General features: G+C 39.2%; 24 protein-coding genes. 16 read left to right on the top strand and 8 right to left on the bottom strand.

Annotated features, from left to right (window positions below; translation table 11 throughout):
- From EBF12_RS11940 to neuC (EBF12_RS08205), 6 genes are all read left to right on the top strand, one after another.
- Positions 1-669 (top strand): AMP-binding enzyme (locus EBF12_RS11940; protein ID WP_425269268.1); only part of this gene is annotated, 669 nt, incomplete at its 5' end.
- 82 nt (positions 670-751) lie between these two features.
- A complete protein-coding gene (locus EBF12_RS08185) occupies positions 752-2,308 on the top strand; it encodes an AMP-binding protein (RefSeq protein WP_208630966.1) in 1,557 nt (518 codons plus the stop codon).
- The gene (locus EBF12_RS08190; protein WP_109205010.1) at positions 2,305-3,078 is read left to right on the top strand and encodes a hypothetical protein; all 774 of its coding nucleotides are present in this window, start codon (positions 2,305-2,307) and stop codon (positions 3,076-3,078) included. The genes EBF12_RS08185 and EBF12_RS08190 overlap by 4 nt, the downstream gene beginning before the upstream one ends.
- Complete coding sequence (gene neuC / locus EBF12_RS08195; protein ID WP_121727221.1) at positions 3,078-4,247, top strand: UDP-N-acetylglucosamine 2-epimerase; 1,170 nt, start codon at positions 3,078-3,080, stop codon at positions 4,245-4,247. The genes EBF12_RS08190 and neuC (EBF12_RS08195) overlap by 1 nt, the downstream gene beginning before the upstream one ends.
- A 9-nt stretch (positions 4,248-4,256) precedes the next feature.
- Positions 4,257-4,940, top strand: a complete 684-nt coding sequence (locus EBF12_RS08200) for a PIG-L deacetylase family protein (RefSeq protein WP_244196466.1) — start codon at positions 4,257-4,259, stop codon at positions 4,938-4,940.
- On the top strand, positions 4,941-6,191 hold the full coding sequence (gene neuC, locus EBF12_RS08205; protein ID WP_121727222.1) for a UDP-N-acetylglucosamine 2-epimerase: 1,251 nt from the start codon (positions 4,941-4,943) through the stop codon (positions 6,189-6,191).
- Here the strand turns inward: neuC (EBF12_RS08205) and EBF12_RS08210 are convergent.
- Positions 6,173-6,868 carry a Crp/Fnr family transcriptional regulator gene (locus EBF12_RS08210; protein ID WP_121727223.1) on the bottom strand — a complete coding sequence of 232 codons (696 nt, stop codon included), beginning with the start codon at positions 6,866-6,868 and terminating at the stop codon, positions 6,173-6,175. The genes neuC (EBF12_RS08205) and EBF12_RS08210 overlap by 19 nt on opposite strands.
- Before the next feature lie 91 nt (positions 6,869-6,959).
- Between EBF12_RS08210 and mnmG the strand changes: the two genes are divergently transcribed.
- The 3 genes from mnmG (at position 6,960) to EBF12_RS08225 (ending at position 10,749) form a co-directional block, all read left to right on the top strand.
- The gene (gene mnmG, locus EBF12_RS08215) at positions 6,960-8,858 is read left to right on the top strand and encodes a tRNA uridine-5-carboxymethylaminomethyl(34) synthesis enzyme MnmG (protein WP_121727224.1); all 1,899 of its coding nucleotides are present in this window, start codon (positions 6,960-6,962) and stop codon (positions 8,856-8,858) included.
- 25 nt (positions 8,859-8,883) lie between these two features.
- Positions 8,884-9,495, top strand: coding sequence for a UPF0323 family lipoprotein (locus tag EBF12_RS08220; protein ID WP_121727225.1), 612 nt, complete (start codon positions 8,884-8,886; stop codon positions 9,493-9,495).
- An 81-nt stretch (positions 9,496-9,576) separates the two neighbouring features.
- Positions 9,577-10,749 carry a glutathionylspermidine synthase family protein gene (locus tag EBF12_RS08225; protein ID WP_121727226.1) on the top strand — a complete coding sequence of 391 codons (1,173 nt, stop codon included), beginning with the start codon at positions 9,577-9,579 and terminating at the stop codon, positions 10,747-10,749.
- Positions 10,750-10,863: 114 nt separating this feature from the next.
- On the opposite strand, the gene EBF12_RS08230 is transcribed toward EBF12_RS08225, so the two are convergent.
- The 3 genes from EBF12_RS08230 to trxA all read right to left on the bottom strand — a co-directional run bounded on the left by EBF12_RS08230 (position 10,864) and on the right by trxA (position 14,385).
- Positions 10,864-12,363 (bottom strand): SEL1-like repeat protein, encoded by a 1,500-nt coding sequence (locus EBF12_RS08230; protein WP_121727227.1) that lies wholly within the window; start codon positions 12,361-12,363, stop codon positions 10,864-10,866.
- Between the two features lie 34 nt (positions 12,364-12,397).
- The gene (locus EBF12_RS08235; protein ID WP_121727228.1) at positions 12,398-14,002 is read right to left on the bottom strand and encodes a phosphoethanolamine transferase; all 1,605 of its coding nucleotides are present in this window, start codon (positions 14,000-14,002) and stop codon (positions 12,398-12,400) included.
- A 65-nt stretch (positions 14,003-14,067) separates the two neighbouring features.
- A complete protein-coding gene (gene trxA / locus EBF12_RS08240) occupies positions 14,068-14,385 on the bottom strand; it encodes a thioredoxin (protein WP_121727229.1) in 318 nt (105 codons plus the stop codon).
- Positions 14,386-14,733: 348 nt separating this feature from the next.
- Here trxA and EBF12_RS08245 point away from each other — a divergent pair, with 348 nt between their 5' ends.
- From EBF12_RS08245 to EBF12_RS08275, 7 genes are all read left to right on the top strand, one after another.
- Complete coding sequence (locus EBF12_RS08245) at positions 14,734-15,894, top strand: hydrogenase small subunit (RefSeq protein WP_121727230.1); 1,161 nt, start codon at positions 14,734-14,736, stop codon at positions 15,892-15,894.
- A gap of 10 nt (positions 15,895-15,904) precedes the next feature.
- The gene (locus EBF12_RS08250) at positions 15,905-17,635 is read left to right on the top strand and encodes a nickel-dependent hydrogenase large subunit (protein ID WP_121727231.1); all 1,731 of its coding nucleotides are present in this window, start codon (positions 15,905-15,907) and stop codon (positions 17,633-17,635) included.
- A gap of 18 nt (positions 17,636-17,653) precedes the next feature.
- A complete protein-coding gene (gene cybH / locus EBF12_RS08255) occupies positions 17,654-18,412 on the top strand; it encodes a Ni/Fe-hydrogenase, b-type cytochrome subunit (RefSeq protein WP_121727232.1) in 759 nt (252 codons plus the stop codon).
- 6 nt (positions 18,413-18,418) lie between these two features.
- Positions 18,419-18,958 carry a HyaD/HybD family hydrogenase maturation endopeptidase gene (locus EBF12_RS08260; protein ID WP_121727233.1) on the top strand — a complete coding sequence of 180 codons (540 nt, stop codon included), beginning with the start codon at positions 18,419-18,421 and terminating at the stop codon, positions 18,956-18,958.
- On the top strand, positions 18,955-20,763 hold the full coding sequence (locus EBF12_RS08265) for a hypothetical protein (protein WP_121727234.1): 1,809 nt from the start codon (positions 18,955-18,957) through the stop codon (positions 20,761-20,763). The genes EBF12_RS08260 and EBF12_RS08265 overlap by 4 nt, the downstream gene beginning before the upstream one ends.
- A gap of 65 nt (positions 20,764-20,828) precedes the next feature.
- Positions 20,829-21,596, top strand: coding sequence for an SIMPL domain-containing protein (locus EBF12_RS08270; RefSeq protein ID WP_121727235.1), 768 nt, complete (start codon positions 20,829-20,831; stop codon positions 21,594-21,596).
- Positions 21,597-21,606: 10 nt separating this feature from the next.
- Complete coding sequence (locus EBF12_RS08275; protein WP_121727236.1) at positions 21,607-22,758, top strand: trans-sulfuration enzyme family protein; 1,152 nt, start codon at positions 21,607-21,609, stop codon at positions 22,756-22,758.
- Positions 22,759-22,833: 75 nt separating this feature from the next.
- On the opposite strand, the gene EBF12_RS12340 is transcribed toward EBF12_RS08275, so the two are convergent.
- The 4 genes from EBF12_RS12340 to EBF12_RS12225 form a co-directional block, all read right to left on the bottom strand.
- Positions 22,834-22,938 carry an HNH endonuclease gene (locus tag EBF12_RS12340; RefSeq protein ID WP_415579731.1) on the bottom strand — a complete coding sequence of 35 codons (105 nt, stop codon included), beginning with the start codon at positions 22,936-22,938 and terminating at the stop codon, positions 22,834-22,836.
- A 47-nt stretch (positions 22,939-22,985) separates the two neighbouring features.
- Entirely contained in the window at positions 22,986-23,987 is a 1,002-nt protein-coding gene (locus tag EBF12_RS08280; RefSeq protein ID WP_208630968.1) for a DUF262 domain-containing protein, read from the bottom strand.
- A gap of 239 nt (positions 23,988-24,226) precedes the next feature.
- The gene (locus EBF12_RS08285) at positions 24,227-25,240 is read right to left on the bottom strand and encodes an adenine-specific methyltransferase EcoRI family protein (RefSeq protein ID WP_121727237.1); all 1,014 of its coding nucleotides are present in this window, start codon (positions 25,238-25,240) and stop codon (positions 24,227-24,229) included.
- Entirely contained in the window at positions 25,165-25,629 is a 465-nt protein-coding gene (locus tag EBF12_RS12225; RefSeq protein ID WP_121727238.1) for an adenine-specific methyltransferase EcoRI family protein, read from the bottom strand. The genes EBF12_RS08285 and EBF12_RS12225 overlap by 76 nt, the downstream gene beginning before the upstream one ends.
- Positions 25,630-25,802 lie beyond the last annotated feature (173 nt).

The following is a 25,802-nucleotide window of genomic DNA, read 5'->3' on the forward strand; positions in this document are numbered from 1 at the left end:
AAATCCCACACAAACGCACTAGGCTATCTTAATAGTGATAATAGTGTGTTTGATAATGAAGGCTACTTTGCTACTGGAGATTTAGTAGAAGTAAAAACTATTAATGGGGAAGAGTATATAAAGATTATAGGCAGGGCAAAAGAAGTTATAAATGTGGGTGGAGAGAAAGTTATCCCACAAGAAGTTGAGGGAGTGCTATTACAGATTCCATTTATAAGTGATTGTGTTGTATATGGGGAATCTAATGCGATTACAGGGCAAAGTGTAAGTGTAAAGGTGGTGTTAGATTCTAATCATTACATAAAATCTAGCAAAGCAGAATCTGCAAACTTAGATTCTAAAAACACAGACAGCAACACTGCGGAAGTATCTTTGAGTGATTTTAGTGGTTTTCAAAGCAAAGGCGAAGGGAGTTACCTAAGGGGTAATGACCGATCCTTGAGCGAAGATGCAGTTGCAAAGCAACAAATCCACACTTGCAAATCCGCTAAAAGCACCAAAGAGACAACGCAGGTAACGCAGAATCTAGAATTAAAAAAATACATAAGAACTTTCTGTAAAGACAAACTTGCCCCCTTTAAGATTCCAAGTAAAGTCATCGTTGCGGAATCTTTGGAAGTGAGCGAGAGATTCAAGAAATTGCGACTTACTAATGGGGGGGGGGGGTAACACTCTATGAGTCCTATTATTATGCAATCTATCGTTATAAATCTTTATCATTTCGCCATATCTCTATATGTGAGAATTTACAATGTGCGTAAGTTCATTTATGCACAAAATGTCGTGCTATGGCGACAAAAATGCCTTAATACTCAACGACACACCCTACACTTATGCGGAGCTTTGCAAGAAAATGTCAGCCTTTAGTCTTTCTCAAACTATGCTTACAATCCCAAATAATGCAGTGATAGCACTTAGGGGGGATTATAGCCTTTCTTATATCATAGCATTTTTGGCTTTATGCAAAAAGCAGTGTATTATAGCCCCCTTACTTCCACGAAATATTGACATTTCGCTACAAGATTTTGGGGTAGAGTTTGTATTAGATACACAAGAAAACAAGCTAGATTCTATTAGTCCAAAATCACATAGTTTGCTTGATAGTTTAAAAAAGCAAAATAATGGCGGATTAATCCTTTTTTCAAGCGGTAGCACAGGCAAACCCAAAGCCATAGTGCATAATCTAAATACACTTTTAGAATCTTATTGTAATAAAAGGCAAAATCCATTGCGTATAATGAGTCTATATTTGCCAGACCATATCGCAGGGATTGATGTAATGCTAAATACCTTTGGGGGTGGTGGAAGCCTTATTATCCCAAAAGAGCGAAGTCCGCAGTGGATTCTAGAATCTTTACAAAAACATAAAGTAGAGATTTTACCTACTTCGCCGACATTATTGCGACTTTTGCTTGTTGCTGGATTAGGCAATTATGATTTAACTCATTTAAAGCTAGTCATTTATGGAAGCGAAAAAATGTCTTCAAAACTTTTAGAATCTTTGCAACAAGCCCTGCCGCACACAAGATTCAAGCAAAGCTTTGGGACAAGTGAGACAAATGCCATTAAAACCAAACAAACAGATGAGAGCGACTTCGCAGAGTTTTTTAGAATCATAAATGCAGGCTACAAGATAGTGGATAATATACTCTATCTTAAATCCCACACAAACGCACTAGGCTATCTTAATAGTGATAATAGTGTGTTTGATAATGAAGGCTACTTTGCTACTGGAGATTTAGTAGAAGTAAAAACTATTAATGGGGAAGAGTATATAAAGATTATAGGCAGGGCAAAAGAAGTTATAAATGTGGGTGGAGAGAAAGTTATCCCACAAGAAGTTGAGGGAGTGCTATTACAGATTCCATTTATAAGTGATTGTGTTGTATATGGGGAATCTAATGCGATTACAGGGCAAAGTGTAAGTGTAAAGGTGGTGTTAGATTCTAATCATTACATAAAATCTAGCAAAGCAGAATCTGCAAACTTAGATTCTAAAAACACAGACAGCAACACTGCGGAAGTATCTTTGAGTGATTTTAGTGGTTTTCAAAGCAAAGGCGAAGGGAGTTACCTAAGGGGTAATGACCGATCCTTGAGCGAAGATGCAGTTGCAAAGCAACAAATCCACACTTGCAAATCCGCTAAAAGCACCAAAGAGACAACGCAGGTAACGCAGAATCTAGAATTAAAAAAATACATAAGAACTTTCTGTAAAGACAAACTTGCCCCCTTTAAGATTCCAAGTAAAGTCATCGTTGCGGAATCTTTGGAAGTGAGCGAGAGATTGAAAAGGAAAAGAGGGTGAGAGAGAATATTATTATTTTAGAAAATAGCAAAGATAAATTAAATTATCAGGCAGAGATTCAAAACTTGTTTCACAAAATCTTTCGTAAGCCTATGCCGTATTATGAAAGATTTTTTACCGCCACACCATTTGGCAATAAAATGATTTGCTACACTCGCGATAACGCGATTAAGGGTATGGGGAATATCACAAGAATCCAAGCCAAGCTTGATGAGCAAAGCTACAATTATTATCTCTTTACAACCTCAATGATTGATGAAAGTGTGCGGAAAAATGGAGCGTATTTTGCCATTCTCAACACCATAAAAGAAGTAGCTATGGAAGATAAAGTTGATTTTATCCTTGCTTTTCCAAATGCTAATGCCTATCCTATCTTGTCAAAACTCGGTAGATTTGAGCTTATAGGCAAATATGCTTTTTCAACCCTACCCTTACATCAGGTTCTGTCTCTGCCTTGGCAACAACTTCGCTTTACGCAAGAAATGTTGCAGTGGAGATTGTCATTTCATCAATACTATAAGCATATTGATACAGACTGCCAAATCATTTACAAGCTCTATAATGATGTGATTGATGTGTTACACATCTTTGATAATCAAGTGCAAATCCCTATACCAACGCAAAATTTTAATCATAAGGAAGTGCTAATGCCACTAAAATTTGAGAGCAAGATTCATAAAAATACTCAACCCATTTGTATGACTTTTTTTCCTATACTGAAAGATAAAACCTCTTTAGATTTTTCACCTATTTTATCGGATGTGTTTTGATGAAAAAAATTCTAGCCTTTAGCTCTATTCGTTCAGAATATGACCTCTTAAGTCCATTGTATAAACTGCTTACACAAGATTCACAAATAGATTTTCGCCTTTTAGTGAGTGGAGCACACCTTTCGCCTATTTATGGATATTCTGTGAAAGAAATTGAAAAAGATAATATCCCTATCCTTGCAAAAATAGAAACACTTCTTGCAAGTGATTCTAAAATATCAAGGATTAAAAGTGCTAGTCTTTTATTGCAAAATTCACTAGAGATTATTGCAGATTTTGCCCCAGATGTCTTATGCTATGCGGGAGATAGGGAAGATGTGGTGATCTACAGTATGATAAGTGGTTATCTTGGTATTCCTTCAATTCACTTTTTTGGTGGAGACCATGTCCGTGATGGCTATATTGATAACCCGATACGACACGCCACATCAAAGCTATCAAGCCTACATTTTGTATCGTGTGAAGCACACTTGAAACGACTTGTAGCAATGGGGGAAGCAAGGGAGAGAATCTATAATATTGGAAGCATTGCCCTAGATAAATTTGTGGATTTTAACCCTATGCCCTTGAAACAGATTTTTTCAAAATTCAATAGAAAGCAACTTGAAAGATTCGCTATTCTTATTTTTCACCCTGTTACACAAGAAGCAGATATTGTTGATGTGATTTTTACAAATATTTTAGAATCCTTACAAGAGGCAAATATAGGAGCTTTTGTAAGCTATCCAAATGTTGATTATGGCAATCAAAAGCTTATTGCTACAATAGAGCGTTTCAAGACACATCAAAATTTTATTTTTTACGCAAACATAGATAGAGATTTATTTTTATCTATTTATAAACAAGCGGAGTTTATAATAGGAAACAGCAGTTCTGGGATAGGCGAGGCAGCTTCTATCCCAATACCTGCGATTAATGTCGGTATGCGACAAACCGGTCGTATGGCAGATAAAAATGTCATTTTCTGCTCATCAAATAAGCAGGATATTAAAGATTCTATTATCAAAGCGACAAGCACTACATTTAGAGAATCTATCCAAAATATACAAAATAGTTATGGTGATGGTAGAAGTGCAAAAAGAGCGTATGAACTTATAAAAACCTTGGACTTTTCTCGGTTTTTAAGTAAAAAAGAAGATCCACTTCATCAAACATTAGTATTAAAATAAAGGACACAAATGAATAAAGACATTCTAATTATTGCCACGCACCCAGATGATGAAACGCTAGGTGCTGGTGGGACACTTCTCAAGCACAAAGCTCAAGGAGATAGAATCCACTGCATTTTTTGCACAGATATTTTTGAAGAAGAGGGCTTCAGCAAAGAAGTAATCCAAAAAAGAGAGAATGAAATCATCGCCGTATGCCAAGCCTATGGCTTTTCAAGCGTGCATAGACTAGGGCTTAAAACAATGAAGGTTGATGAATATCCAAAAAGTAAAATTATTAGTGCATTTTCTGCCATTTTCAAACAAATACAGCCTAATATTATCTATCTACCCTTTGCGTATGATGTGCATAGCGATCATCGCGTGATTTTTGAATCTGCATTTGCCTGCACGAAGTCCTTTCGCTACCCAAGCATTGAACGCGTGCTAATGATGGAGACTTTGAGCGAGAGTGAGTTTGCCCCTAGCTTTGCCGCACAGAGCTTTGTGCCAAATGTGTTTGTGGATATTAGCGAGTTTTTTGCTAAAAAATGCGAGATTATGGCAATTTATGAAAGTGAAGTGGGAATCCTGCCCTTCCCCCGTTCAATCCCAAACCTAAAAGCCCTAGCACTCTATCGTGGCTGTATCCGCGGAGCGGACGCGACATCTATGCAAAATTTAGCCCATAATTTAGCTGGGGGGGGGCGATAGATGAAGTCCCTCTCTATGCAGAATCCTTTATGCTCCTTAAGGAAAAGCTCTAACTCTAAATCTCTTAAGTCCATAGCTTTAGTTACCGGCACTCGTGCGGAATGGGGCTTACTCTACCCACTTGCTAAAGCCCTAAGAGATAATCATATTTTTAATTTTTCCCTGCTTGTTACAGGCTCTCACCTTAGCCAAGCCCTTGGCAATACCTACAAAGAAATAAAATCTGATGGCTTTCATATCACTGCTAAAATCCCTATCTTGCAAGATTCTAGCTCTACTCAACTTGACATAGCAAAATCCCTAGCAGCCACTATCACAGCCTTTAGTCAATATTTCTTACAAACTCCTTGCGATATGGTTATTCTTCTAGGTGATAGATATGAGGCTTTTGGTGTGGCTATCGCGTGTGCCAATCTCAATATCCCCATAGCCCATATCAGCGGTGGCGAAACCACGCAAGGTGCAAATGATGAGTATATGCGACATTGTATCACTAAAATGAGCTATTTGCATTTTGCTAGCACAGAGATATATAGGAGACGCGTTATTCAGCTAGGCGAAAACCCATCGCGTGTGTTTAATGTCGGATCATTAGCCGTTGAAAATATCCATAACACACCATTGCTTACTCAAGCAGAGCTAGAATCCACCCTTCAAACCCCTGCACATTTTTTAGATTCTTTTTGTGTGCTGACTTTTCATTCCACCACTTTAGAATCCACAAATCCAACGCAGGAAATCACACTTATCCTTCAAGCCTTGCTCAAAAGCCCATACAAGATTCTAGCGACAAAGGCAAATGCCGATAGTGGCGGAAGCCTCATCAATGAAGTGCTAGAATCTTATATGAGAAAATATCCGCAAAACATAGTGCTTTGTGCGAGTTTGGGCAGGGTGCTGTATCTCTCAAGTGTAAAACTTGCAAAGTTTGTGATAGGCAATAGCTCAAGCGGTTTGGGCGAAGCTCCTATCCTTAATACGCCTACAATTAATATTGGCGATAGACAAAAAGGGCGGCTTATGCCCCACTCTGTGATAAGTATCACGCCAAACCCAGAAGAGCCACAAGCCTATGTGCAAGAAGTTTTAGATTCTATCAATCATCTTGCAAGTAAGGATTTTGCCCCAAAAAATATCTCCCACCCATTTGGCAATGGCACAACCTCAGGGCAAATCATAGAGATTTTGCAAAACACGCTCTACCACGGCACAATCAATCTCAAAAAAGCATTTTATGATATAGAGCCTTGAATCTTAGCCATTTTGACATTACCAAAAAGTGTGGCAAAGGTAGATTTATCATTAATACACAAATCTCCGCGTTGATCTTTGCTAAGCAAACCTTGTTGTTGCATTTTTTGCAAGATTCTGCTTAGCGTTTCAAGCTTGATATTAAGCTCGTGTGCTATGACTTGCCTTTGAGTTTTATTAAACCTCTCTAGCTCCGTGTGGAGCAAATACCCCACACGCGAAGTGCTATCATACACTTCCTTAAAATTGATAAAATTTTTAAACACAATCGCCTTATCCATAAACGCAGATAAAAAAGCATTACTTATCTCAATATTCTGCTTCACAAGCAATGCCAAAGGCTCCATCTCAATGAGTGCTACCACACTTGGCTCTATGCCCCGCACACTCGCAGCTGCCTCATAAGGCTTAAAAGCCCCACAAGCATTAATCAGCCTTGCACCCTTAAGCCTACTATCCACATAGCACAAAAATAATTCATTATCATTTTTATCCATTTTGTATAGCTCCAAATGCCCGCTCACAAGCAAACACACCCACTTAAGCACATCTCCTTCATAATATAGAATCTCATTTTTATCTACATTTTTTATCTTTGTAATAGATTCTAAAGATACTAGGCTTTTTTCACTTATCTTTTCAAAAAACCCTATGCGACGCAATAATTGTTTTTTCATCATTATCCCTTATCTATTGTTTGTTTGCGTGAGAATAGCAAAAAATAACCATTCTAGAGTAAAATACGCCAAAAATTTTTCAAGGATTCTAATGGAATATGATGTTTTAGTCGTGGGCGGCGGACACGCTGGGCTAGAAGCGAGTATAGCAAGTGCAAAAATGGGAGCAAAAACGCACCTGCTTACACTTTTAATTCAAAATATCGCTCTAGCAAGCTGCAACCCCGCAGTGGGAGGGCTAGGCAAAGGGCATTTGGTAAAAGAGATAGACGCTCTAGGTGGCGTTATGGGAGAGATTACCGATAAATGCGGAATTCAATTTAGAATCTTGAACTCTTCTAAGGGTCCTGCTGTGCGTGGCACACGAGCACAAATTGATATGGATAGATACAGCATTATCGCCAAGGACATAGCCCTTAACACCCCAAATCTCACACTTTCACAAGAAAGCGTAGAATCTCTTATCTACGAGCAAGATTCACAAGGGAGATTTATAGCCAAAGGTGTGAAAACAAATATCGGCAAAACTTATTATGCTAAGGCTATTATACTTACTACCGGAACTTTTTTGCGAGGACTTGTGCATATTGGGGAGAGCAAGATTCAAAATGGACGCTTTGGCGAGATGAGTCCGCAGAATCTTAGCACTTCTTTGCAGGAGCTAGGCTTGTCTTTGGGGCGACTGAAAACGGGGACTTGTGCTAGGATTGATGGGCGAAGTATTGACTTTTCACGCCTTGAAACCCATAGTGGTGATAGCAACCCTCCACATTTTAGCCACAAGACAAAGGATTTTGCCCCAACACAACTCTCCTGCTATGTAACCTACACAAATGAAAAAACCCACAATATTATCCGTAGCAATTTCCATCGCGCACCGCTTTTTACAGGGCAGATTGAAGGGGTAGGACCGCGATACTGCCCAAGCATTGAAGATAAAATCAACCGCTTTGCCGATAAAGAGCGACATCAGCTTTTCTTAGAGCCTCAAACTAAGGAAGCGGTGGAATATTACATCAATGGGCTTACAACTTCATTACCTATTGATGTGCAAGAGGAGATGATTCACAGCATTGAAGGACTAGAAAATGCTCATATCACACGCTATGGCTATGCCATAGAGTATGATTATGTAGAGCCAACCGAGCTTTATCACACTTTGGAGACAAAAAAATGTGCAAATCTTTTCTTAGCAGGACAAATTAATGGCACAACAGGCTATGAAGAAGCCGCTGCTCAAGGCATTATGGCAGGGATTAATGCCGCACTCTCATTAAAAGGAGAATCTTTTAGCCTAGCACGAAATGAGGGCTATATCGGCGTAATGATTGATGATTTGGTAACAAAAGGCACAAAAGAACCTTATCGTGTCTTTACCTCTCGTGCGGAGTATCGGTTGCTTTTGCGTGAGGATAATGCGTATTTGCGACTTGTGCCTTATGCGTTTGCATTTGGTTTAGTTGAAAAGGAATATTATGAAAAAACTATGCAAGATAAAGAGCATATCACAAACACGATGAATTATTTACAGAATAATTACCTTACCCCATCGCAAATCTCACTTGATATGCTATCTTCCCTTGGGCTTTCACCCATTAGCGATAAGACTTTGCTTATTCATATCATTGGAAGAGAGGAGTTAAAATCCCAAACGCTTAGAATACTGCTTACAAAGTGTGGAGTAGAAAATGTAAAATCTATGAGCAAAGAGGCAATTGAGCAGATTTTTATAGAATCTAAGTATTTTGACTACATACAAAAACAAAAAAATCAAATTGGACAAATGGAGCAAATGCTACAAGTGGAGATTCCGCGTGATTTTGTGTTTGACAAGATTCCCGGACTAAGCCTTGAAGTGATAGAAAAACTTAAAAAATTCACACCAAAAAGCCTTTTTGAAGCAAGTGAGATTAGCGGTATCACCCCTGCGAGCATTGATGTCTTGCATCTCTATATACATTTACATCATAAAAAATCAGCTTTGGTATAATCTTTAGAGTTAAAAGGAGTAACAAATGAAACACATCAATACGATTAAAAACTATGCTATGGTTGGCGGACTTGGCGTGATGGCTATTTTTGGACTAAATGCGTGTGATTCGGGTAACAACAATAACGAACTTAATTCCACCTTACAAAATAGCCAAAAAAATGGTGCATTTGTGATTATTGAAGAGCAGTTTGATGGGAGCTACAAAGTGCTTGAAGAGTATCCAAGCGAGCAAACACGCATTATGCTCAAAGATAAAAATGGCGATGAGCGAATGCTAAGTCAAGCCGAAATTGATGAGCTTATCAAGCAAGAAGAGAGTAAAATCAACGCTGGGACAAGTGAGCTAACAAACCCAAATGGTGGAGGATTGGGGCTTGGCGGGGCGATTTTAGCAAGTGCAGCAGGGGCAATTTTGGGAAGCTATATTGGCAACAAACTTTTTAATAACCCCAACTATCAAGCCAACCAACAACGCAACTACAAATCCCCACAAGCCTATGAGAGAAGCAAAAATAGCTTTAATAATAAAAATACCACTAGTGGCACAAAAAGCAATGCTGGAAAAAGTGGATTTTTTGGGGGTAATAATAGCGGGACAAGCACAAATAAAGGCACACAAAACTACGGCGGATAATCACGACATATAGAATCTATTAAGGCGTGTAAAATCTATAAAATATGCAAAAACCCACACAACAACAAAAAAGGAAATCAAATGACAATCACTACTCTTTCACTACCTAACACACAGCAGCTTGAATCTATGGGATTAGCGTGGCATACGGATTTGGATAACACCTCTTATATCAGCGATGAGCTTATCCATATCACAGAGCAGGAGGCAAATGCTTTCTATGAAGCGGGAAATACACTCTATGATATGTTTGTAGAGGCTGGAGAGTATGTCATAGAAAATGATTTATTTTTTGAGCTTGACATTCCACCTAGCCTGATTAACGCAATAAAGCAAAGCTGGGAGGAGGACATACATTGGCATTTATATGGACGCTTTGACCTTGCTGGTGGGATTGAAGGCAAACCCATTAAGCTTTTAGAGTTTAATGCTGATACACCAACAATGCTATATGAAAGCGCACTTTTGCAATGGGCATTGCTCAAATACAACAATCTTGATGAAAATAAGCAGTTTAATAACATTCACAACGCTTTGAGCGAAAATTTTAAGCGACTTATCACGCTAGGAGAAGATACTTCAGCCTTTGGCTCACTCTATGAGGGTTGGAAAATTTTATTTTCTTGCATTGCAGATTCTAGCGAAGATGTTAGCACAACGCGTTTTTTAGAATATATCGCTAGAGAATCTGGCTTTATATGTGATTTTGCCCCGATTGATAAGATAAGCTTTTGTGCAAATGAAGGTGTAAGCTTTGAAGGGGTGAATTATGAATTTTTATTTAAGCTTATTCCGTGGGAGAATATCGCCATAGATGAGCCTGAACTTGCCTTGCTAATGAGTGAGATGATGCAAAATCACAACACTATTTTTCTTAACCCCGCCTACACACTCCTTTTTCAAAGCAAAAGAATGCTAAAGATTCTTTGGGATCTTTTTCCACATCACCCCTTATTGCTTCCTGCGAGTTTTGAGCCATTAGCCAACACAAAGCAGGTTTGCAAAAAGGCATTTGGACGCGAGGGAGCAAATATTGAGATTTTAGATTCACAAGGCAGGATTGTAGAATCTAAAGATGGCATATATGCTAATCACAAAAGCGTGTATCAGGCTTTTTATGAGCTAAACTCGCATAAAGACTCTTACTATCAGCCTAATGTGTTTTTTGCCTACGAATCTTGTGGGCTTGGATTCCGCAAGGGTGGAAATATTATAGATAATTTTTCAAAATTCGTAAGCCATTGCATTAAATAGAATCTAGCCTAGACTTAAAGGCTAGATTTGCTGATTGTCATTATTTGAGGCGTTAAGCTAGGCTTTAGCGTATTTACAAATCTTTGGGATTTAGATTCTTAAAAACAACGCCATTCACTGCGTTTTTGCTTTTAAAGATTCAAAGTTTCTACACGCAAGTTCTAGCCCCATATCACAAGCCTTTTGATAATATTTAAGTGCCTTGCTTGTATTTTGTGGCAAATCAGTCCCACCCTGCTCGTAAAATGCCCCGATAGTTTGACACGCCACACTTTTGTAATTTTGCTCATTATTTTGACATTGAGTAAGGCTAGAATCTTTGCACGCCTCTTTGACTTGTAACTCATCGCAGGATTTTACAAAATGCTCTATGGCTTTTTGATTACTTTTTTGTAGCCCACCATACCCACCTGAATACCATAGTCCAAGATGATAGCATCCACCTATGCCACCAAAACTGCACGATTTTTGCATAAACTCCACGGCTATGGCATCATTTTTTACCACGCCATTAAGCCCGTGATAATAAGAAAAGGACAAATCATTACAAGCTGAAGGTATATTTTTTTCACACTGCTCCTGTAGCTCCAACACACGCTCATCAAGCTTCTCTACTGCTTTAGCTTTTTCTAAAGATTCTAGCAATCTACACCCCGCATTCATTTGCAAATCACAAGCCTTACCCGCATACGCCTTAGCTTGAGCAAGATCCTGCTTCATACCTTGTGCGTTTTGTGCCATAAGGGCGAGATTATAGCAGCTTGCACTATCATTGCTTTCACAGGCTTTAGCATAAAGCTGCAAGGCTTTTTGCATATCTTGCTTTACCCCAACACCAAAGCGATACAAACTAGCCAATGCACGATACCCAAAGGCAGATTCTAGCTTCACTGCCTTTTGTGCATAGCTCAACATTAACCCTCGCCTAGATTCTGCAATATCCTGCACATTGCCTTCCCACAGCTCACTTATAGCAATCTCGCAAACTTCTTTTAGATGAGTATCTCCTATATTTTGATCATTTTTACACGCAATACCATATTGACTTTCTAAACTCTCACTTGGTAACTCTTTGCTTAACTTTGTGATATTATGCGTAAAATCCCACTCCACAAGCCCACTTTTCAAATCAAGCAATGTGAAAATGAAGTGATATTCAATGATGTATGTATCTTTTTGCAATCGCGTATTACTTGATAGACGCGCACTTATGGAATATTGTGGAGTAATAAGCGAACCTTTAGGAATAGAATCTGCAAACTCCTTGTTATTACGCATTTGGCGGATTTTATCTAGCATTGGGTCAGCATTAAAAGCATTACTCGCAATCGCACCGCTTAGGACAAAATTTTTATTTTCTTTTAATGTCGCTAGAAACAATCTCGCCATAAAAGGCATATCTGCATTAAAATCACTGATATTATTAAAATCTGAAAGCATAAAAACCTTTTTGCCTTGAGATTCTAAAAAATTTGACTGCAATAAGTCTAAACCAGCTAGTTGGCTCACCTGCTCTAAATCACTTTGTGTAAGCAAAGCTGTATTTTGAATCTGCGCATAAAGTGGATGTAGCAAAACACAAAATAACATTACAAAATAAAAGCTCTTTCTCATTTATTTTTCTCCATTTTAGAATCTTTACAAAATCTTAAAGCTGTAAAATGTCTAGATTCTTATCATAATCCTGTGTTTGCACATTTAAAATATGTAAAAGTGTATGAAATACATAATCTTGACTTAATTCCTGCTCCACTCTTTTTCTTGCTAAATGTGGAATCTCACCCCACGATTGGCTAAACCACATAATTGAGGGGATATGCTTTTGATACTTTGGAGCTAGAGCATAGCCAAGCCCTCCGTGCATATACAGCCCAAGCTCACCCAAACTCTCGCCGTGATCACTCACATACCACAGCATAGAACGCATAGAGCTAGAATCCTCTCCATTAGAATCTGCTTTTAGCATATCTATCATTTGGGCTAAAACCCAATCTGTGTAAAGGAGTGAATTATCATAAGCATTCCTTATCTCTTCATTCGTGCATTTTGATAGCTCTTTTTGCTCACACACAGGGGTAAAACGCTCAAACTCCTTTGGATAGCGGCTCGTATATGAAGCTCCGTGACTCCCATAGCCGTGAATGACGATAAATGTATTTTGATTGTTTTGCTCTGCATTTTTGATTATCGCTTGTATATCTTTTAGCATTACACTATCAAGGCTATCAGTTGGGTAAAAAAGGGTATTATGAATATTTCTATCACAACCTCCGACGCATTTTCCACCATTATTTCCCAAATACCACACATCATACCCAACACTTTGAGCAATATCAAGAATATTATTAACATAAAGCGAAAGATTACGATGTGTGTAGGTCTCTCTCGTGTAGTGTGTAAGCATACAAGGCACAGCAATAGCTGTAATCACACCGCAAGAGTAAAATTCTCTAAAACTTATAACATTAAACGCTTTTGTGTAGGGATTTGTCTCTTTTTCATAGCCATTAAGTGAGAAGTTTGCACCTCTTGCACTCTCGCCAATCACAAATAGCACAATCTGCTTTGGAGAATCCGCACCCAACACCGCATCTTGAGCTACAAGCATAGGAGTGAAATTCCTCTCTTTTGAATGCTGAATATATAACACAAGAGAGCGAATAGGGGCAATAGGGTTGGGCATATCCCCAAGTATTTTTTGCTCTCTAAACACAAAGATAATATCTTTGCCCATAGACATATAGCTTCCACCAATCACAATGGCTAAAACAAGCATAAAGAATAATTTTGGTCGTAATGCTTTGACAAAGCTACAACACTTTATCTTTATAAAACATATAACCACACTTGGAACAATACCAAAAAGCAAAACATACATAACAAGCCCAAGACTTATCATACTCAAAGCTTCATCAGTGTGTGTCTCAAATACACTTTGGATAATATCTTCATCAATCACCACACCCAAAGATTCCATATAGAATCCACACACACTACATAAAAGTAGCACGAAAATCAAAATATACTTAACGCTTACTCTTAAGGCTAGAATCTCAAAAGCCAATGCCAAAATGGCTATATGCACGATATACTTCACCCATACAAGATACACAAACCCCGCTGATAAAGCAGCACTATCAAAGGTTTGATGAAAGGGACGATTAAGACATAGGGCAATATACGCACTCACAATGAGAATAAGCCAATGGTAACTAATGGGGTGAGAAAAAAGTCTTTTTAAAAACTGAAGCATTGTGTATTTGAAAGCCCAAGCTCCGCCTAGCAGAGCCTAGATTCTACAAAAATCAAAAGATTTTGTTATAGAAGTGAATCTAACTTTTGGCGGATAATGTCTTCTGGCTGAACACCAGTGATTTGATCAACAATCTCCCCATTTTTCATAAACAAAATGGTGGGGATATTGCGAATTCCAAATCGTCTTGAAAGCTCACCTTCATTATCCACATTAACCTTGCAAACCTTTGCCTTACCACTATAATCCTCTGCAAGTTTATCAATCACAGGAGAAAGCATTTTGCAAGGATTGCACCAAGGTGCCCAAAAATCAACTAACGCCACGCTATTAGCGATTTCCGCATCAAAATTATCATTACTCAATTCTATATACTTAGCCATCACAAGCTCCTTCAAGTTGTTTAAAATTATTTTAACCTCGCATTGCAAGTTTAAAATCCGCCTATTATACAACCCTTTATTCAACAAAAAATATTTTTTATTCCTCATTTCCTTGCACAATCCTACAAAAATTCCCAAAAACTACCTCACAACACCTATGCCTTATCTTTGTCATTGCCACAGCTCACATTCACAATAAAACATCAAACAAAATATCACTTTTTGTAACTTTTATTTAAAAATATTTTACTTTTTCTCACAAGCCGCATTTTTTCCCAATAAAATACAAAAAATAAGATAGTATTCCAAAATCACAAACACAAACTGCAAAAAAGGAGAAATCAGCAAATGAAATTACAAGATGCAAATGAAGAGTTGTTTAAACAAGCCTCAAAGCGACTTGATGAGTTAGCCAAGCTCCCCGCACATAACCCCAACAAAGATTTAATGCAAGAGCTAGAATCTAAAGGTTTTTCTCGCCGTGATTTTATGAAATGGTCAGGTATGATGACAGCTACACTTGCTCTACCTGCGAGTTTTGCCCCTTTAACTGCTAAAGCTGCTGAAGTGGCTAATCGCTTACCTGTGGTATGGCTACATATGGCAGAATGCACCGGCTGCAGTGAAAGCTTGCTAAGAAGTGATGCTCCAAGCATAGATTCTCTTATCTTTGACTACATCAGCCTTGAATACCACGAAACTGTTATGGCTGCGGCAGGTTGGCAAGCAGAGCAGAATCTTGAACACGCTATTGAAAAATACGCTGGAGAATATATCCTTATGGTGGAGGGTGGAATCCCAAAAGGTGGGAGCGAGTTTTATCTCACTATTGGAGGGCACGGACGCACAGGAGCAGAGGAAGCAAGAATGGCTGCAAAAAATGCAAAAGCCATCTTTGCTATTGGCACTTGCTCTAGCTTTGGGGGAATTCAGGCTGCCCACCCAAACCCAACAAATGCCGTGCCACTAAGCGAGATTACAAATCGTAATGTTATTAATGTGCCGGGCTGTCCGCCGAGTGAAAAAAATATTGTAGGCAATGTGTTGCACTATATCCTTTTTGGCTCACTCCCTACGCTTGATGCCTACAATCGCCCAACTTGGGCTTATGGACTTAGAATCCACGACTTATGCGAGAGACGCGGGAGATTTGATGCTGGGCAATTTGTGGAGCATTTTGGCGATGAAAATGCACAAAAAGGCTATTGTCTCTACAAAGTCGGCTGCAAAGGACCTTATACATTCAACAACTGCTCAAAATTGAGATTCAACCAACATACAAGTTGGCCTATTCAAGCAGGACACGGCTGTATTGGGTGCAGTGAGCCACATTTTTGGGATACAATGAATCCATTTGAAGAGCCTATTGGCAACAAGCTCTATACGACAAGTTTTAATGGTTTGGGAGCGGATAAAACCGCAGATACAATAGGGGCTGTCGTGCTTGGTGCAACAGCCATTGGAATTGCCGCTCACGCGATTATCAGCTCAACACAGAATGCAAAATAAGGAGTAGAAAATGACAAAGCGTATTATTGTAGATCCTATCACAAGAATTGAGGGGCATTTGCGTATTGAAGTGATTGTTGATGAGAATAATGTCATTCAAGATGCGTTTTCTAGCTCAACACTTTGGCGTGGGCTAGAGACAATCGTAAAAAACCGCGACCCACGCGATGCAGGATTCTTGGTGCAGAGAATCTGCGGTGTTTGCACTTATTCACATTACAAAGCGGGTATTGTGGCTGTTGAAGATGCTTTGGGAATTAAGCCTCCACTAAATGCCATTCTCACACGCACACTAATGAATATCTCGCTCTTTTTGCACGACCACGCGGTGCATTTTTACACTTTACACGGACTTGATTGGTGTGATATTACCTCAGCCTTACAAGCTGATTGTGCCAAGGCTGCTAAACTTGCATTCAAATACACGCCAAATCCGTTGTGTGCAGGAGAAGCTGATCTTAAAGTCGTGCAAGAAAAAGTAGGTGCTTTTGTCAAACAAGGTGCATTAGGACCATTTGCAAACGCGTATTGGGGACATAAGACTTATAGATTTTCCCCAGAGCAGAATCTCATTGTGCTTTCACATTATCTTAAACTCCTTGAAGTGCAACGCGTTATTGCACAAATGATGGCAATTTTTGGTGCGAAGAATCCTCACCCACAAAGTCTAACCGTTGGCGGAGTAACTTCTGTTATGGATATTTTAGATCCTAGTCGTTTGGGCGAGTGGCTCACTAAACATTTAGAAGTAGTGGATTTTGTCAATCGTGCGTATTGGGCGGATATTATTATGGCAGCAGAGGCATATAAAAGCGAAGATTCTGTGCTAAAGGGCTGCGGGGTTAAAAACTTCATTAGTTTTCAGGAAATGCAGGTGGGAGCTGAAGAGTGGCTTTTCAGTAGTGGGATTGTTAAAAATGGCGATTTGAGCAAAGTTTATCCCATTGATGAAAGCAAAATTACAGAAGAGGCTACGCACTCGTGGTATGAGGATAATGAGCCACTCCACCCCTATGATGGCAAGACAAATCCACACTATACAGGCTTTAGAGATGCTCAAACTATTGGAGCTGATGGCAAGCTCGTGGATTCTAAAATCCTTGATGAAAGCGGTAAATACTCTTGGATTAAGTCTCCACGCTATGATGGTAAGCCTATGGAGGTGGGACCTTTGGCGAGTGTTGTGGTAGGATATGCAAGCGGCAATAAGGCGATTGTAGATGTTGTCAATGAATTTTTACAAGCCACAGGTTTGCCAAAAGAAGCACTTTTTAGCACACTTGGTAGAACTGCCGCTAGAGCGATTGAATGCAAGGTTGTCGCAGACCACGGAATCAAAGCCTTTAATGCACTTAAAGATAACATTGCAAAGGGCGATAAAAGCACTTGTGCGCCTTATAGTATAGATAAAAATAAAGAGTATAAGGGGCGGTTTATCGGCAATGTGCCACGCGGTATGCTAAGCCATTGGGTAAGAATTAAAAATGGTGTAATTGAAAACTATCAAGCTGTTGTGCCTTCCACTTGGAATGCAGGACCACGCGATGCTAAAGGGCAAAAAGGACCTTATGAGATGAGTCTTATTGGCACACAGGTTAAGGACATCACTCAGCCACTTGAGATTATCCGTCATATCCACTCTTTTGATCCTTGCATTGCTTGTGCTGTGCATGTTATGGATACACAAGGCAATGAGCTTAGCCTTTACAAAGTAGAGCCATCATTTGCACGACTCCGCTAGAAGATCAAAGGAGAAAATATGAATAAGGTTGAAATGTTTAAAAAAGAACTCCATATGCACGAGGAGTTTTCGGGGCTTACGCGAATCTTCCATTGGATTAGGGCATTGTGTATTTTTGTTCTTATTGCCACAGGATTCTATATCGCTTATCCTTTTATCGCTTCTAATCCGGAGATGACACAAGCTACTTTACAAGGTGTCATACAAGGACAGGTTGTTACAGAACAACAAGTGGGTGCGGTGAGCAACTCTTATCTTCAAGCCTATATCCGCAGTGTGCATTTGATAATGGGATTTGTATTGATTAGTATTTCATTTTTTAGAGTTTATCTCTTCATTTTTGATAAAAAATCTTTGCCAGAGAGGGTTTCTTTTGCTCAAGTCAAACAACCTAAAGTGTGGCTAGATACCATTAAAGCCTATTTATTTATAGGCACTCATCCACATATTGATGGTGCGTATAATCCATTGCAGTTTGCTACTTACCTTTGCCTTGGCATACTTGTTTTGCTGATTTCACTCACAGGTGTTGTGCTTTATTATAATATTTATGATGATGGGCTTGGGGCGATTCTAGCCTTTTGTTTCAAATGGGTAGAAGTGCTTTTTGGTGGGTTGGCAAATGTGCGTAATTTACATCATATTCTTACTTGGGCGTTTGTGATTTTTATCCCTGTGCATATTTATCTTGCCGTATGGAACTCTGTAAAATACCCAAATGGTGGTGTAGATGCGATTGTAAGCGGTATGCGTTATACCGATGATGTGAAAGTTTAAGGCAGAATGAAGATTCTTGTCCTTGGCATTGGCAATATTCTTTTTGGCGATGAGGGCATTGGGGTGCATTTATCCAATCTCTTAAAGCTAAACTATCGCTTCAGTGGAGAAAATGAAGTGGATTTTGTAGATGGTGGGACACTTGCTTCTATGCTTATTCCCCTTATTACTTCTTATGACAAAGTGCTTATCCTTGATTGCGTGAGTGTTAAAGATGCTCAAATAGGTGATGTGTATTATTTTGATTTTGATAATGTCCCACAAATCGTCACTTGGGCAGGGAGTGCCCACGAAGTAGAAATGCTCCAAACACTTAGAATGACAGCTATTTATGGTGATTTACCACCGGTTAAAATCATTGGCATTATCCCAGAAGTCATTGGCGAAGACACGGCATTCACCCTTTCATCTGCTGTTAAAAATGGAGCAAAAACAATGGAGCAGCTCGCCCTAGACTTTTTAGCAGAAAATGGAATAACTGCTCATAAAAAAGACAATAGAGATCTGCAAGATGTCGCAAATGGCTCATTTAGAGGCTATGAATGATTTATGACTTTAGATTCTTAAATACAAGTCAAGATGCGGATTTTTTTCTCTATCTTCTTGCCTCACAAGCTAAAAACCTAAACCTAGAGGCATTTTTCTACACGCAAGATTCACACACGCATTGCATTATCCCAGACCTATCAGCTATTATAGAATCTTACCCACAAAGCCAAGCCCCACAAGATAGCCAAGATTCTACACAATCAACACCCACGCAGACAACCCAAACGCCCTATGCTTTCACACTTTATCACAACTCACAAAATATTATAGATTCTCAAAAAATATTGCAATTTGCCAACGACATCTCACTTTCCCTCCCGCTCTCACTCTATTTTGCTTTTGAAGAGATTGTTCCGCTCTCTCCAAATCAAGCATTTTTTGACAAGCTCTCTTTGCAAGAATGCCCTACATCTAGCCAGAATCTAAGTGAAATTCTATCTCTTGCTTTGCTTACACTACTCCCCTGCTCCACACTTTTTAGCTCTCATCAAATTATCGCTCTTTTTAACACACCAAAAACCTATTATTACACCCCTATGCAAACAAGTCAGATTCTTAATCCCAAAAGCGATGGTTTTGCGTTTTTAAACCCTCCACTATCCATCGCTCATAAGCCCCTTGCTACACAAAATAAGGAATACTTTTTACAAATTGTTCGCTCCCTTAAAGACAATCAGCAAGTCCCTTTTCACACACAACGCGGCATTGTTTTACTCTCCCTTACCCCAACGCCAAGCACCCACACAACCCTTGCTTGTGATATTGCCTCGCTTAAAACCTACTTCCGCATACATAAGGGACAAATTGATGTTCTTGCAAGTTTTGAAAAGCCCCTAACCCACCTTGTGCCAAAGGAAGTTTTTGAAAAACATTTTCCGCTCAATGCCACGGGGCTAGTTAAAGTTGGACTACCTTATGATATGCCTTTAGCCATCATCGGGGCTTTACTCTTACAAGATGATATAGGGTATTTTTTTCTCTCCACACCAAGCCAAGATTCTCCATCACCATTTGATTTTTGCCACTCCCCTGTTCCAAAAGAGCAGATTCTTACCATCTCACAGAGCGGAATCTTCCTTGACAATCACATTGCCACATCACATACGCTCACTTCTCTTATACAGGAGCATATCACAGATTTAACCCAAAGACATTTAGTCATCTACCTTAGCTCACGGCATAAAAGTGCTTTTCTCGTGTATGAAGAGAAACCAAAAGTCCTGCTTGATATCCACTTTGAGAGTAACCCAAAGCTTATTTTGCAAAACATTGCCACATCTTACAAAGGCGGGGCGGAGCTTATTAAAAACTTCACTTCACGCTTTCCACACCTTGCAGAATCCATAAACGCCCTGCCAGATTTAGAACAGCCAAAAGATAATCTTATTGATATATTTGATAGTGCGGCTTTTACTCTAGGCTTTAACACAAATGGAGTGAGCGATAAAAATGCTATTTTTTATCGTGCATATCGCTTTGTGCGTGAGCGGGGTCCTCGCATTGATTACACACTTTTACGAGAGGACAATGCACTAAGCCTTGATTATCATCGCATTATCCGCTCAAGCCTAAGTTTCAAATGTGCGGATATGGAAGATGAGATTTTAAGCTATGGTATCTTAGATTCTCTAAGTGAGTTTGTTGCCACACTTGTGCGAGATACAAAAACTAATTTGCAAATTAAAAAAGTCTTGCTCCTTGGAGATATGCTAAGCAATAGCATTTTCCTTGATAGAATCTTAGGCTATTTACCAAAAGACATTCATCTTATTTTGCCAAAAGATGGACTGCTTGATTACTAGTAAGTTACTCAAAAAAGCTATAATCGACAGCGTTTCACACCCACTTTTTTATACAGGGAGAGTTTATGAGATTTCAGCCTTTTGCCATAGCAACACTTAGTTTTGGGCTAGTTTTTTTTACCGCGTGCAGTGATGATTCTATAAATCTTGCTACAAATGAATGCCCTAGTCATTCTCTATGTATTTACAAAAATATATCCTTTTCCCAACCCATTATGCCTGATGTATATAAAGCGAGTATCCGCATTACTGAAAGTGATAGTTTGCGTAAGGGCGGCGAGATAGAATCTAATGCTAAAAAAGAGATAGCCAACACTCTTAATGATATTTTGAATCTCAATAAGGAAAAGGGATTGTGCGAGGGCGGCAACTATGATTTGCGTCCAAATATTCAATACAAAGACGGGGCAGCAAGAGACACCGTTGGCTATACGCTAAGCTTTAGCCTAGAGTGTGATGTCCCAAGTGAGCAAAAAAAAGATTATGATAACCTTATCGCCACTATTGATAAGAAAATCAATAAAAATAAATTCCTAAGTTTCCTTGCACCAAATGTTACCATAATTGCCACTCCTGAAGCGTGGCAACACACACAAGATAAAGCATTTAATGGGGCTTTGAATCTTGCCAAAGATGCCCAAAAAGAGCTAAGCGAGATTCTAGATAAAAAATGTATGTTAGCAGGGGCTGATGGCGTGAATAACGCTATTGCACCGCGTGAGTTTGCCAAACTCAGCAATATGAGTGCATCAGCAGACATAAGCTGGGAGCTTCCCGCACCAAAGGAACAGGAAGTAAGCACTAAGATACAAGTTAAATATATTTGTAAATAAAGGATTTTCTATGCAAAGTAGCTTTGATACAACACTAATTCACGCAGGCGCGACCACAGACCCACGCACAGGGGCGGTAAATACGCCCATTTACCAAACTTCCACTTACGCACAAGATGAGCTAGGCAAACACAAAGGCTATGAATACTCTCGCACCAAAAACCCCACAAGAGATGGGATTGAGAGCCTTATTGCTGAATGCGAGGGCGGGAAATATGGCTTTGCCTTTGCCTCTGGTATGGCAGCCCTTGGCACGATTTTGAGCCTATTTAAAAGCGGAGATTGCCTTATCATCTCACAAAATGTCTATGGTGGGACTTTTAGAATCTTAGATAAAGTCTTTAACAACTTTGGCATCGTGTATAAAATCGTGGATACAAGGGATTTAGACGCACTCAATTCCGCCCTCACCCCTGAAGTCAAAGCCGTGCTGATAGAAAGCCCAGCAAACCCACTTCTAAGCGTTACACCTTTGGCAAAAGTCGCTGAAATTTGTAGAAAAAAAGGCGTGTTAAGTATCGTGGATAATACCTTTATGACACCCTATTTACAGCAGCCCTTAAAGCTTGGCATTGACATTGTGGTGCATTCAGCAACAAAATATCTTGGCGGACATAGCGACCTTGTAGCCGGGCTTGTGGTGGTAGATGATGAGAGCTTGGCTGAACGCATAGGATTCTTGCAAAATAGCATAGGTGGAGTGCTTGCGCCATTTGATAGCTTTTTGCTTATCCGCGGTATGAAAACGCTAGGCTTACGAATGCAGCGACATTGTGAAAACGCACTCTTTCTAGCAGAAGCCCTAAGCGAACACAAAGCAGTGGAAAAGGTGTATTACCCGGGGCTAAAAGGCGATAGTGAATATGAAGCCCAAAGCTCTCAAGCACGCGGTGGTGGGGGAATGCTAAGCTTTATCCTAAAGCCAGAGTATGATTATAGAATCTTTTTTAAATCCACGCGTATTATCGTTTTAGCTGAAAGTTTGGGGGGCGTGGAGAGCTTACTCTGCCACCCTGCGAGTATGACACACGCCTCTATCCCCAAAGATCTGCGTGAATCTATGGGGATAGCTGAAAATCTTATCCGCCTATCTGTGGGTATTGAGTATAAAAAAGATTTGCTAGAAGACTTATGCCAAGCGATTGATAAAAGTCGTGCGTAAAATCTAGTCTCATAGGCTATATTGAGCCTTATCTATTGAGATTCTAGCCACTTGCTTTTAGATTCTTTTTAGAATCTACTTAGCACTCTTTGCCCTATTACACTTTACGCACAGCATTTGACAATTTTCTCTCTCTGTTTTTCCGCCTTTGCTCCAAGGGATTATGTGGTCTGCTTCCATTTGCTCTAGCTCTAGCTTTTGCTTCTCGTGCGGGCATTTCACGCCTTTTATATGCTCATCACTATTGGCACACACGCCCTTTTGATACTATCACTAAACGCCCTTAAGCTTAAATGCTTCTCATCGCCACTTAGCACATATTCATAAACACCTTTTTTACTCGTTATCTCATCATCTTGCATAAGCTTGGCAATTGTAGATTCTAACTCTTTAGCGTCCAAGTCTTTGTCTTTGTAAAGATTGTAGAAAAATCCCCATTCAACCCCTTTCATCTCTTTGCGATATGTTGGGAATTTCATCTCCACCCAGTCTATCACGCTTGAAAAATACCCCCACAGCTCATCGGCATTTTTAGAATCTTTAGCGTGTTTTGCCATATACTCACAAATCTTTTCATCTCTCTTAGAATCCACTATCCAAGCAATCGCAGTCTCTAAAAATTCTTGCCGCAATGCACTGCCTTTTAGATATTTAGCTCCCTTTAGCACTGCCAAGCCCTTTTCCTTAGAAAATCTAAGCTTTGCATCGCTTAGCCACTCACTCGCATATACTGCGTTTCTTAGCTCTTGATTTGTGAGTGTCTCTCCTGCGATATTGATAGTCTTAAACCACTCTAGCTTCTCGCTCTCACTCCCTTGACATACATACACATCAAGCTTGTAGTCTAAAAATTTTTCTTTCATATCATCTGGCAAGTTGTGAAAATACTGCGAGCTACCTTTCCACAGCACAGAAAAGCTCCCTTTCACATACTCGCATATACTTATAGTCCTTTGCTGTCCATCTAGCACTTCATATTCACACTCCGCACTAAAATCTTCATTTTTAACCCAATACATTATATTAAGCGGAAAGCCCTTTAGTATCGTATCTATCACAGCATTTCTTTGGGCTTCTTTATACACAAACTCCCTTTGATATTTAGGGCGGATATTAAGCCTTGCTACTCCGCTAGAATCTGCATAGGCGACGACTTGCCCACTTTCTTCATCTCTTGTATAGCCCCTTGCTAGCTCTTTTATGCTCATTTCTGTTTTGTCTATTTGCATTGTTGCTCCTTTGATTGAGTTTGGCTTATTATGATTTGCTTACCTTTTTCATTTGTCATATTTAGTCCTTTTTATGTATTTGTTTAAGCCCTTTTTTGTCATACCCTTTTTTTATTTGCTTCTCTTTTGTCATACTGAGCCTTTAGGCGAAGTATCTACACTACTACACGCTCAACAGAGATATTTCGCTACGCTCAATATGACAAGAAAAAACGCTTGATATGACAATAAGAGACAAGTTAAGTCTGCATTTTCTCTTGCTCGGCTTTGCGTAAGGTTTCTACTTCGGCGATTTTGCGGATTAGGATTCTGGCGTAAATGCTAGAATAAAGCTCCCCACTTTCACAATCCTTAAAAGCTGGAGTTTTGTCAGTGCTTGGGTCAAACTTTCTATAAAGTGTGCCTTTAGCATTAAAAGTAAATTTTCCCGTGCTATTGCCAAACTTATCCAAAACTTCCATTTTTTTATTGCAAGTAAAATCTACCGAACCAACTATACCTAAAGCCACTATCTCAAACTGCTTAGGATTATGTTTGTCTAAGAAAGTTATCGGCACGCCCATAATGCCATCATAATCTAGTGGAATCTCAATAGTTTTATCCACATTGATAGCATCATAATTATCATATTTAGGGTATTTTTCAGGGGTTTTAGCAAAACTAGCGATAGTTTCTAAAATCTCATTGCGTTTTTTGTGTGTTAAATTTGTTACCCAAGTAACTCCTGAAACTCGTATCATTCCTTCTCTATGATCTGAGGCTGTTGCATAATCTTCATAATGATAATTTATAAAATGCCCAGCTCCACCTTTAAATCCATATCCCAACCACAACTTTTTATCTTTAATAAGAGAAAAGACTTCTTTGTAGGTAATACAGTTTTGATGTGCTACTATCAAAAACTTCTTATCATACTTCACAAGCTGTGCGACATACTCACGGAAGAGTGAAAAGGGCGGATTTGTTACCACAATATCGGCGAGTTTAAGCAGCTCTATGCAGTCTTTGCTCCTAAAATCCCCCGCATTATTTAGCCCTTCATCTTCGCTTATCTCAAAAAGTTTTGGGTGCTTGGGGGATTTCTTGATTTTGTTTTGTGTGGATTCTTTGGGCAGTCCAGATTCTAGCTCGGCTCTAAAATTTTCAAAAAGCTTATGTTTGTTTTTATCAAAGGCTTCTAGTGTTTCTTGTGATTGTGTTTGGCTATTAGAGAGAGAGTAGCTTCCACTTCTTTTAATGGGTGCATTTGTGATAAAGCCTTATCCACATCTTCTATGGAGTGCTTTTGTGGGTTTATTAGCTCATCTTTTATCACATCATCTCTGTGGATTTTTATCGCATAGGCACTCTTAGGGGAATCTTCCGTGCTTACTTCTCTGTAATTTTGACTTTTATAGCAAGTGGTGATAAGAGCCTTTAAGTCAAGCCATTTGAAATTTTTGAAAAAGTATTCAAAAAAGGCACTTTGCAGTGGGTCATCGCAGTTGCAATACACGATTTTATCTTTAAAATGCTCCTTGTAGTGCTTTAGCTCATTTTCTATATCGCTAAGTTGCGTGTAGAACTCATCTTTTTTATACTTTTTTGCATCGTGCAAATTTGTGTTAGCGGTGGTGGTGTTTGCTACTTTTGTTTTTGCCATTGTGTAACCTTGATAGTTTTGTTTGCGTGCATTGCGTAAGAGCGGATTCTATCTTTTTTGTTTTAAATTTTGCTTTATCTTATAGTAAAGTTGCATTGCTATTTATCATACAATTAAAAACCTTTTTTACTATTTTTAAAAATTTTCAAAGATGTATATTTCAAGTAAGGATA

This window comes from Helicobacter labetoulli, from assembly GCF_003670275.1.
Classification (GTDB): Bacteria; Campylobacterota; Campylobacteria; order Campylobacterales; family Helicobacteraceae; genus Helicobacter_C; species Helicobacter_C labetoulli.

What these genes read in the sequence shown, in the direction of transcription:
- EBF12_RS08185 (WP_208630966.1), top strand. Translation starts at nt 752, where the DNA reads ATGTGCGTAAGTTCATTTATGCACAAAATGTCGTGCTATGGCGACAAA.
- neuC (WP_121727221.1), top strand. Translation starts at nt 3,078, where the DNA reads ATGAAAAAAATTCTAGCCTTTAGCTCTATTCGTTCAGAATATGACCTC.
- EBF12_RS08200 (WP_244196466.1), top strand. Translation starts at nt 4,257, where the DNA reads ATGAATAAAGACATTCTAATTATTGCCACGCACCCAGATGATGAAACG.
- neuC (WP_121727222.1), top strand. Translation starts at nt 4,941, where the DNA reads ATGAAGTCCCTCTCTATGCAGAATCCTTTATGCTCCTTAAGGAAAAGC.
- EBF12_RS08210 (WP_121727223.1), bottom strand. Translation starts at nt 6,868, where the DNA reads ATGAAAAAACAATTATTGCGTCGCATAGGGTTTTTTGAAAAGATAAGT.
- mnmG (WP_121727224.1), top strand. Translation starts at nt 6,960, where the DNA reads ATGGAATATGATGTTTTAGTCGTGGGCGGCGGACACGCTGGGCTAGAA.
- EBF12_RS08220 (WP_121727225.1), top strand. Translation starts at nt 8,884, where the DNA reads ATGAAACACATCAATACGATTAAAAACTATGCTATGGTTGGCGGACTT.
- EBF12_RS08225 (WP_121727226.1), top strand. Translation starts at nt 9,577, where the DNA reads ATGACAATCACTACTCTTTCACTACCTAACACACAGCAGCTTGAATCT.
- EBF12_RS08230 (WP_121727227.1), bottom strand. Translation starts at nt 12,363, where the DNA reads ATGAGAAAGAGCTTTTATTTTGTAATGTTATTTTGTGTTTTGCTACAT.
- EBF12_RS08235 (WP_121727228.1), bottom strand. Translation starts at nt 14,002, where the DNA reads ATGCTTCAGTTTTTAAAAAGACTTTTTTCTCACCCCATTAGTTACCAT.
- trxA (WP_121727229.1), bottom strand. Translation starts at nt 14,385, where the DNA reads ATGGCTAAGTATATAGAATTGAGTAATGATAATTTTGATGCGGAAATC.
- EBF12_RS08245 (WP_121727230.1), top strand. Translation starts at nt 14,734, where the DNA reads ATGAAATTACAAGATGCAAATGAAGAGTTGTTTAAACAAGCCTCAAAG.
- EBF12_RS08250 (WP_121727231.1), top strand. Translation starts at nt 15,905, where the DNA reads ATGACAAAGCGTATTATTGTAGATCCTATCACAAGAATTGAGGGGCAT.
- cybH (WP_121727232.1), top strand. Translation starts at nt 17,654, where the DNA reads ATGAATAAGGTTGAAATGTTTAAAAAAGAACTCCATATGCACGAGGAG.
- EBF12_RS08260 (WP_121727233.1), top strand. Translation starts at nt 18,419, where the DNA reads ATGAAGATTCTTGTCCTTGGCATTGGCAATATTCTTTTTGGCGATGAG.
- EBF12_RS08265 (WP_121727234.1), top strand. Translation starts at nt 18,955, where the DNA reads ATGATTTATGACTTTAGATTCTTAAATACAAGTCAAGATGCGGATTTT.
- EBF12_RS08270 (WP_121727235.1), top strand. Translation starts at nt 20,829, where the DNA reads ATGAGATTTCAGCCTTTTGCCATAGCAACACTTAGTTTTGGGCTAGTT.
- EBF12_RS08275 (WP_121727236.1), top strand. Translation starts at nt 21,607, where the DNA reads ATGCAAAGTAGCTTTGATACAACACTAATTCACGCAGGCGCGACCACA.
- EBF12_RS12340 (WP_415579731.1), bottom strand. Translation starts at nt 22,938, where the DNA reads ATGGAAGCAGACCACATAATCCCTTGGAGCAAAGGCGGAAAAACAGAG.
- EBF12_RS08280 (WP_208630968.1), bottom strand. Translation starts at nt 23,987, where the DNA reads ATGCAAATAGACAAAACAGAAATGAGCATAAAAGAGCTAGCAAGGGGC.
- EBF12_RS12225 (WP_121727238.1), bottom strand. Translation starts at nt 25,629, where the DNA reads ATGGCAAAAACAAAAGTAGCAAACACCACCACCGCTAACACAAATTTG.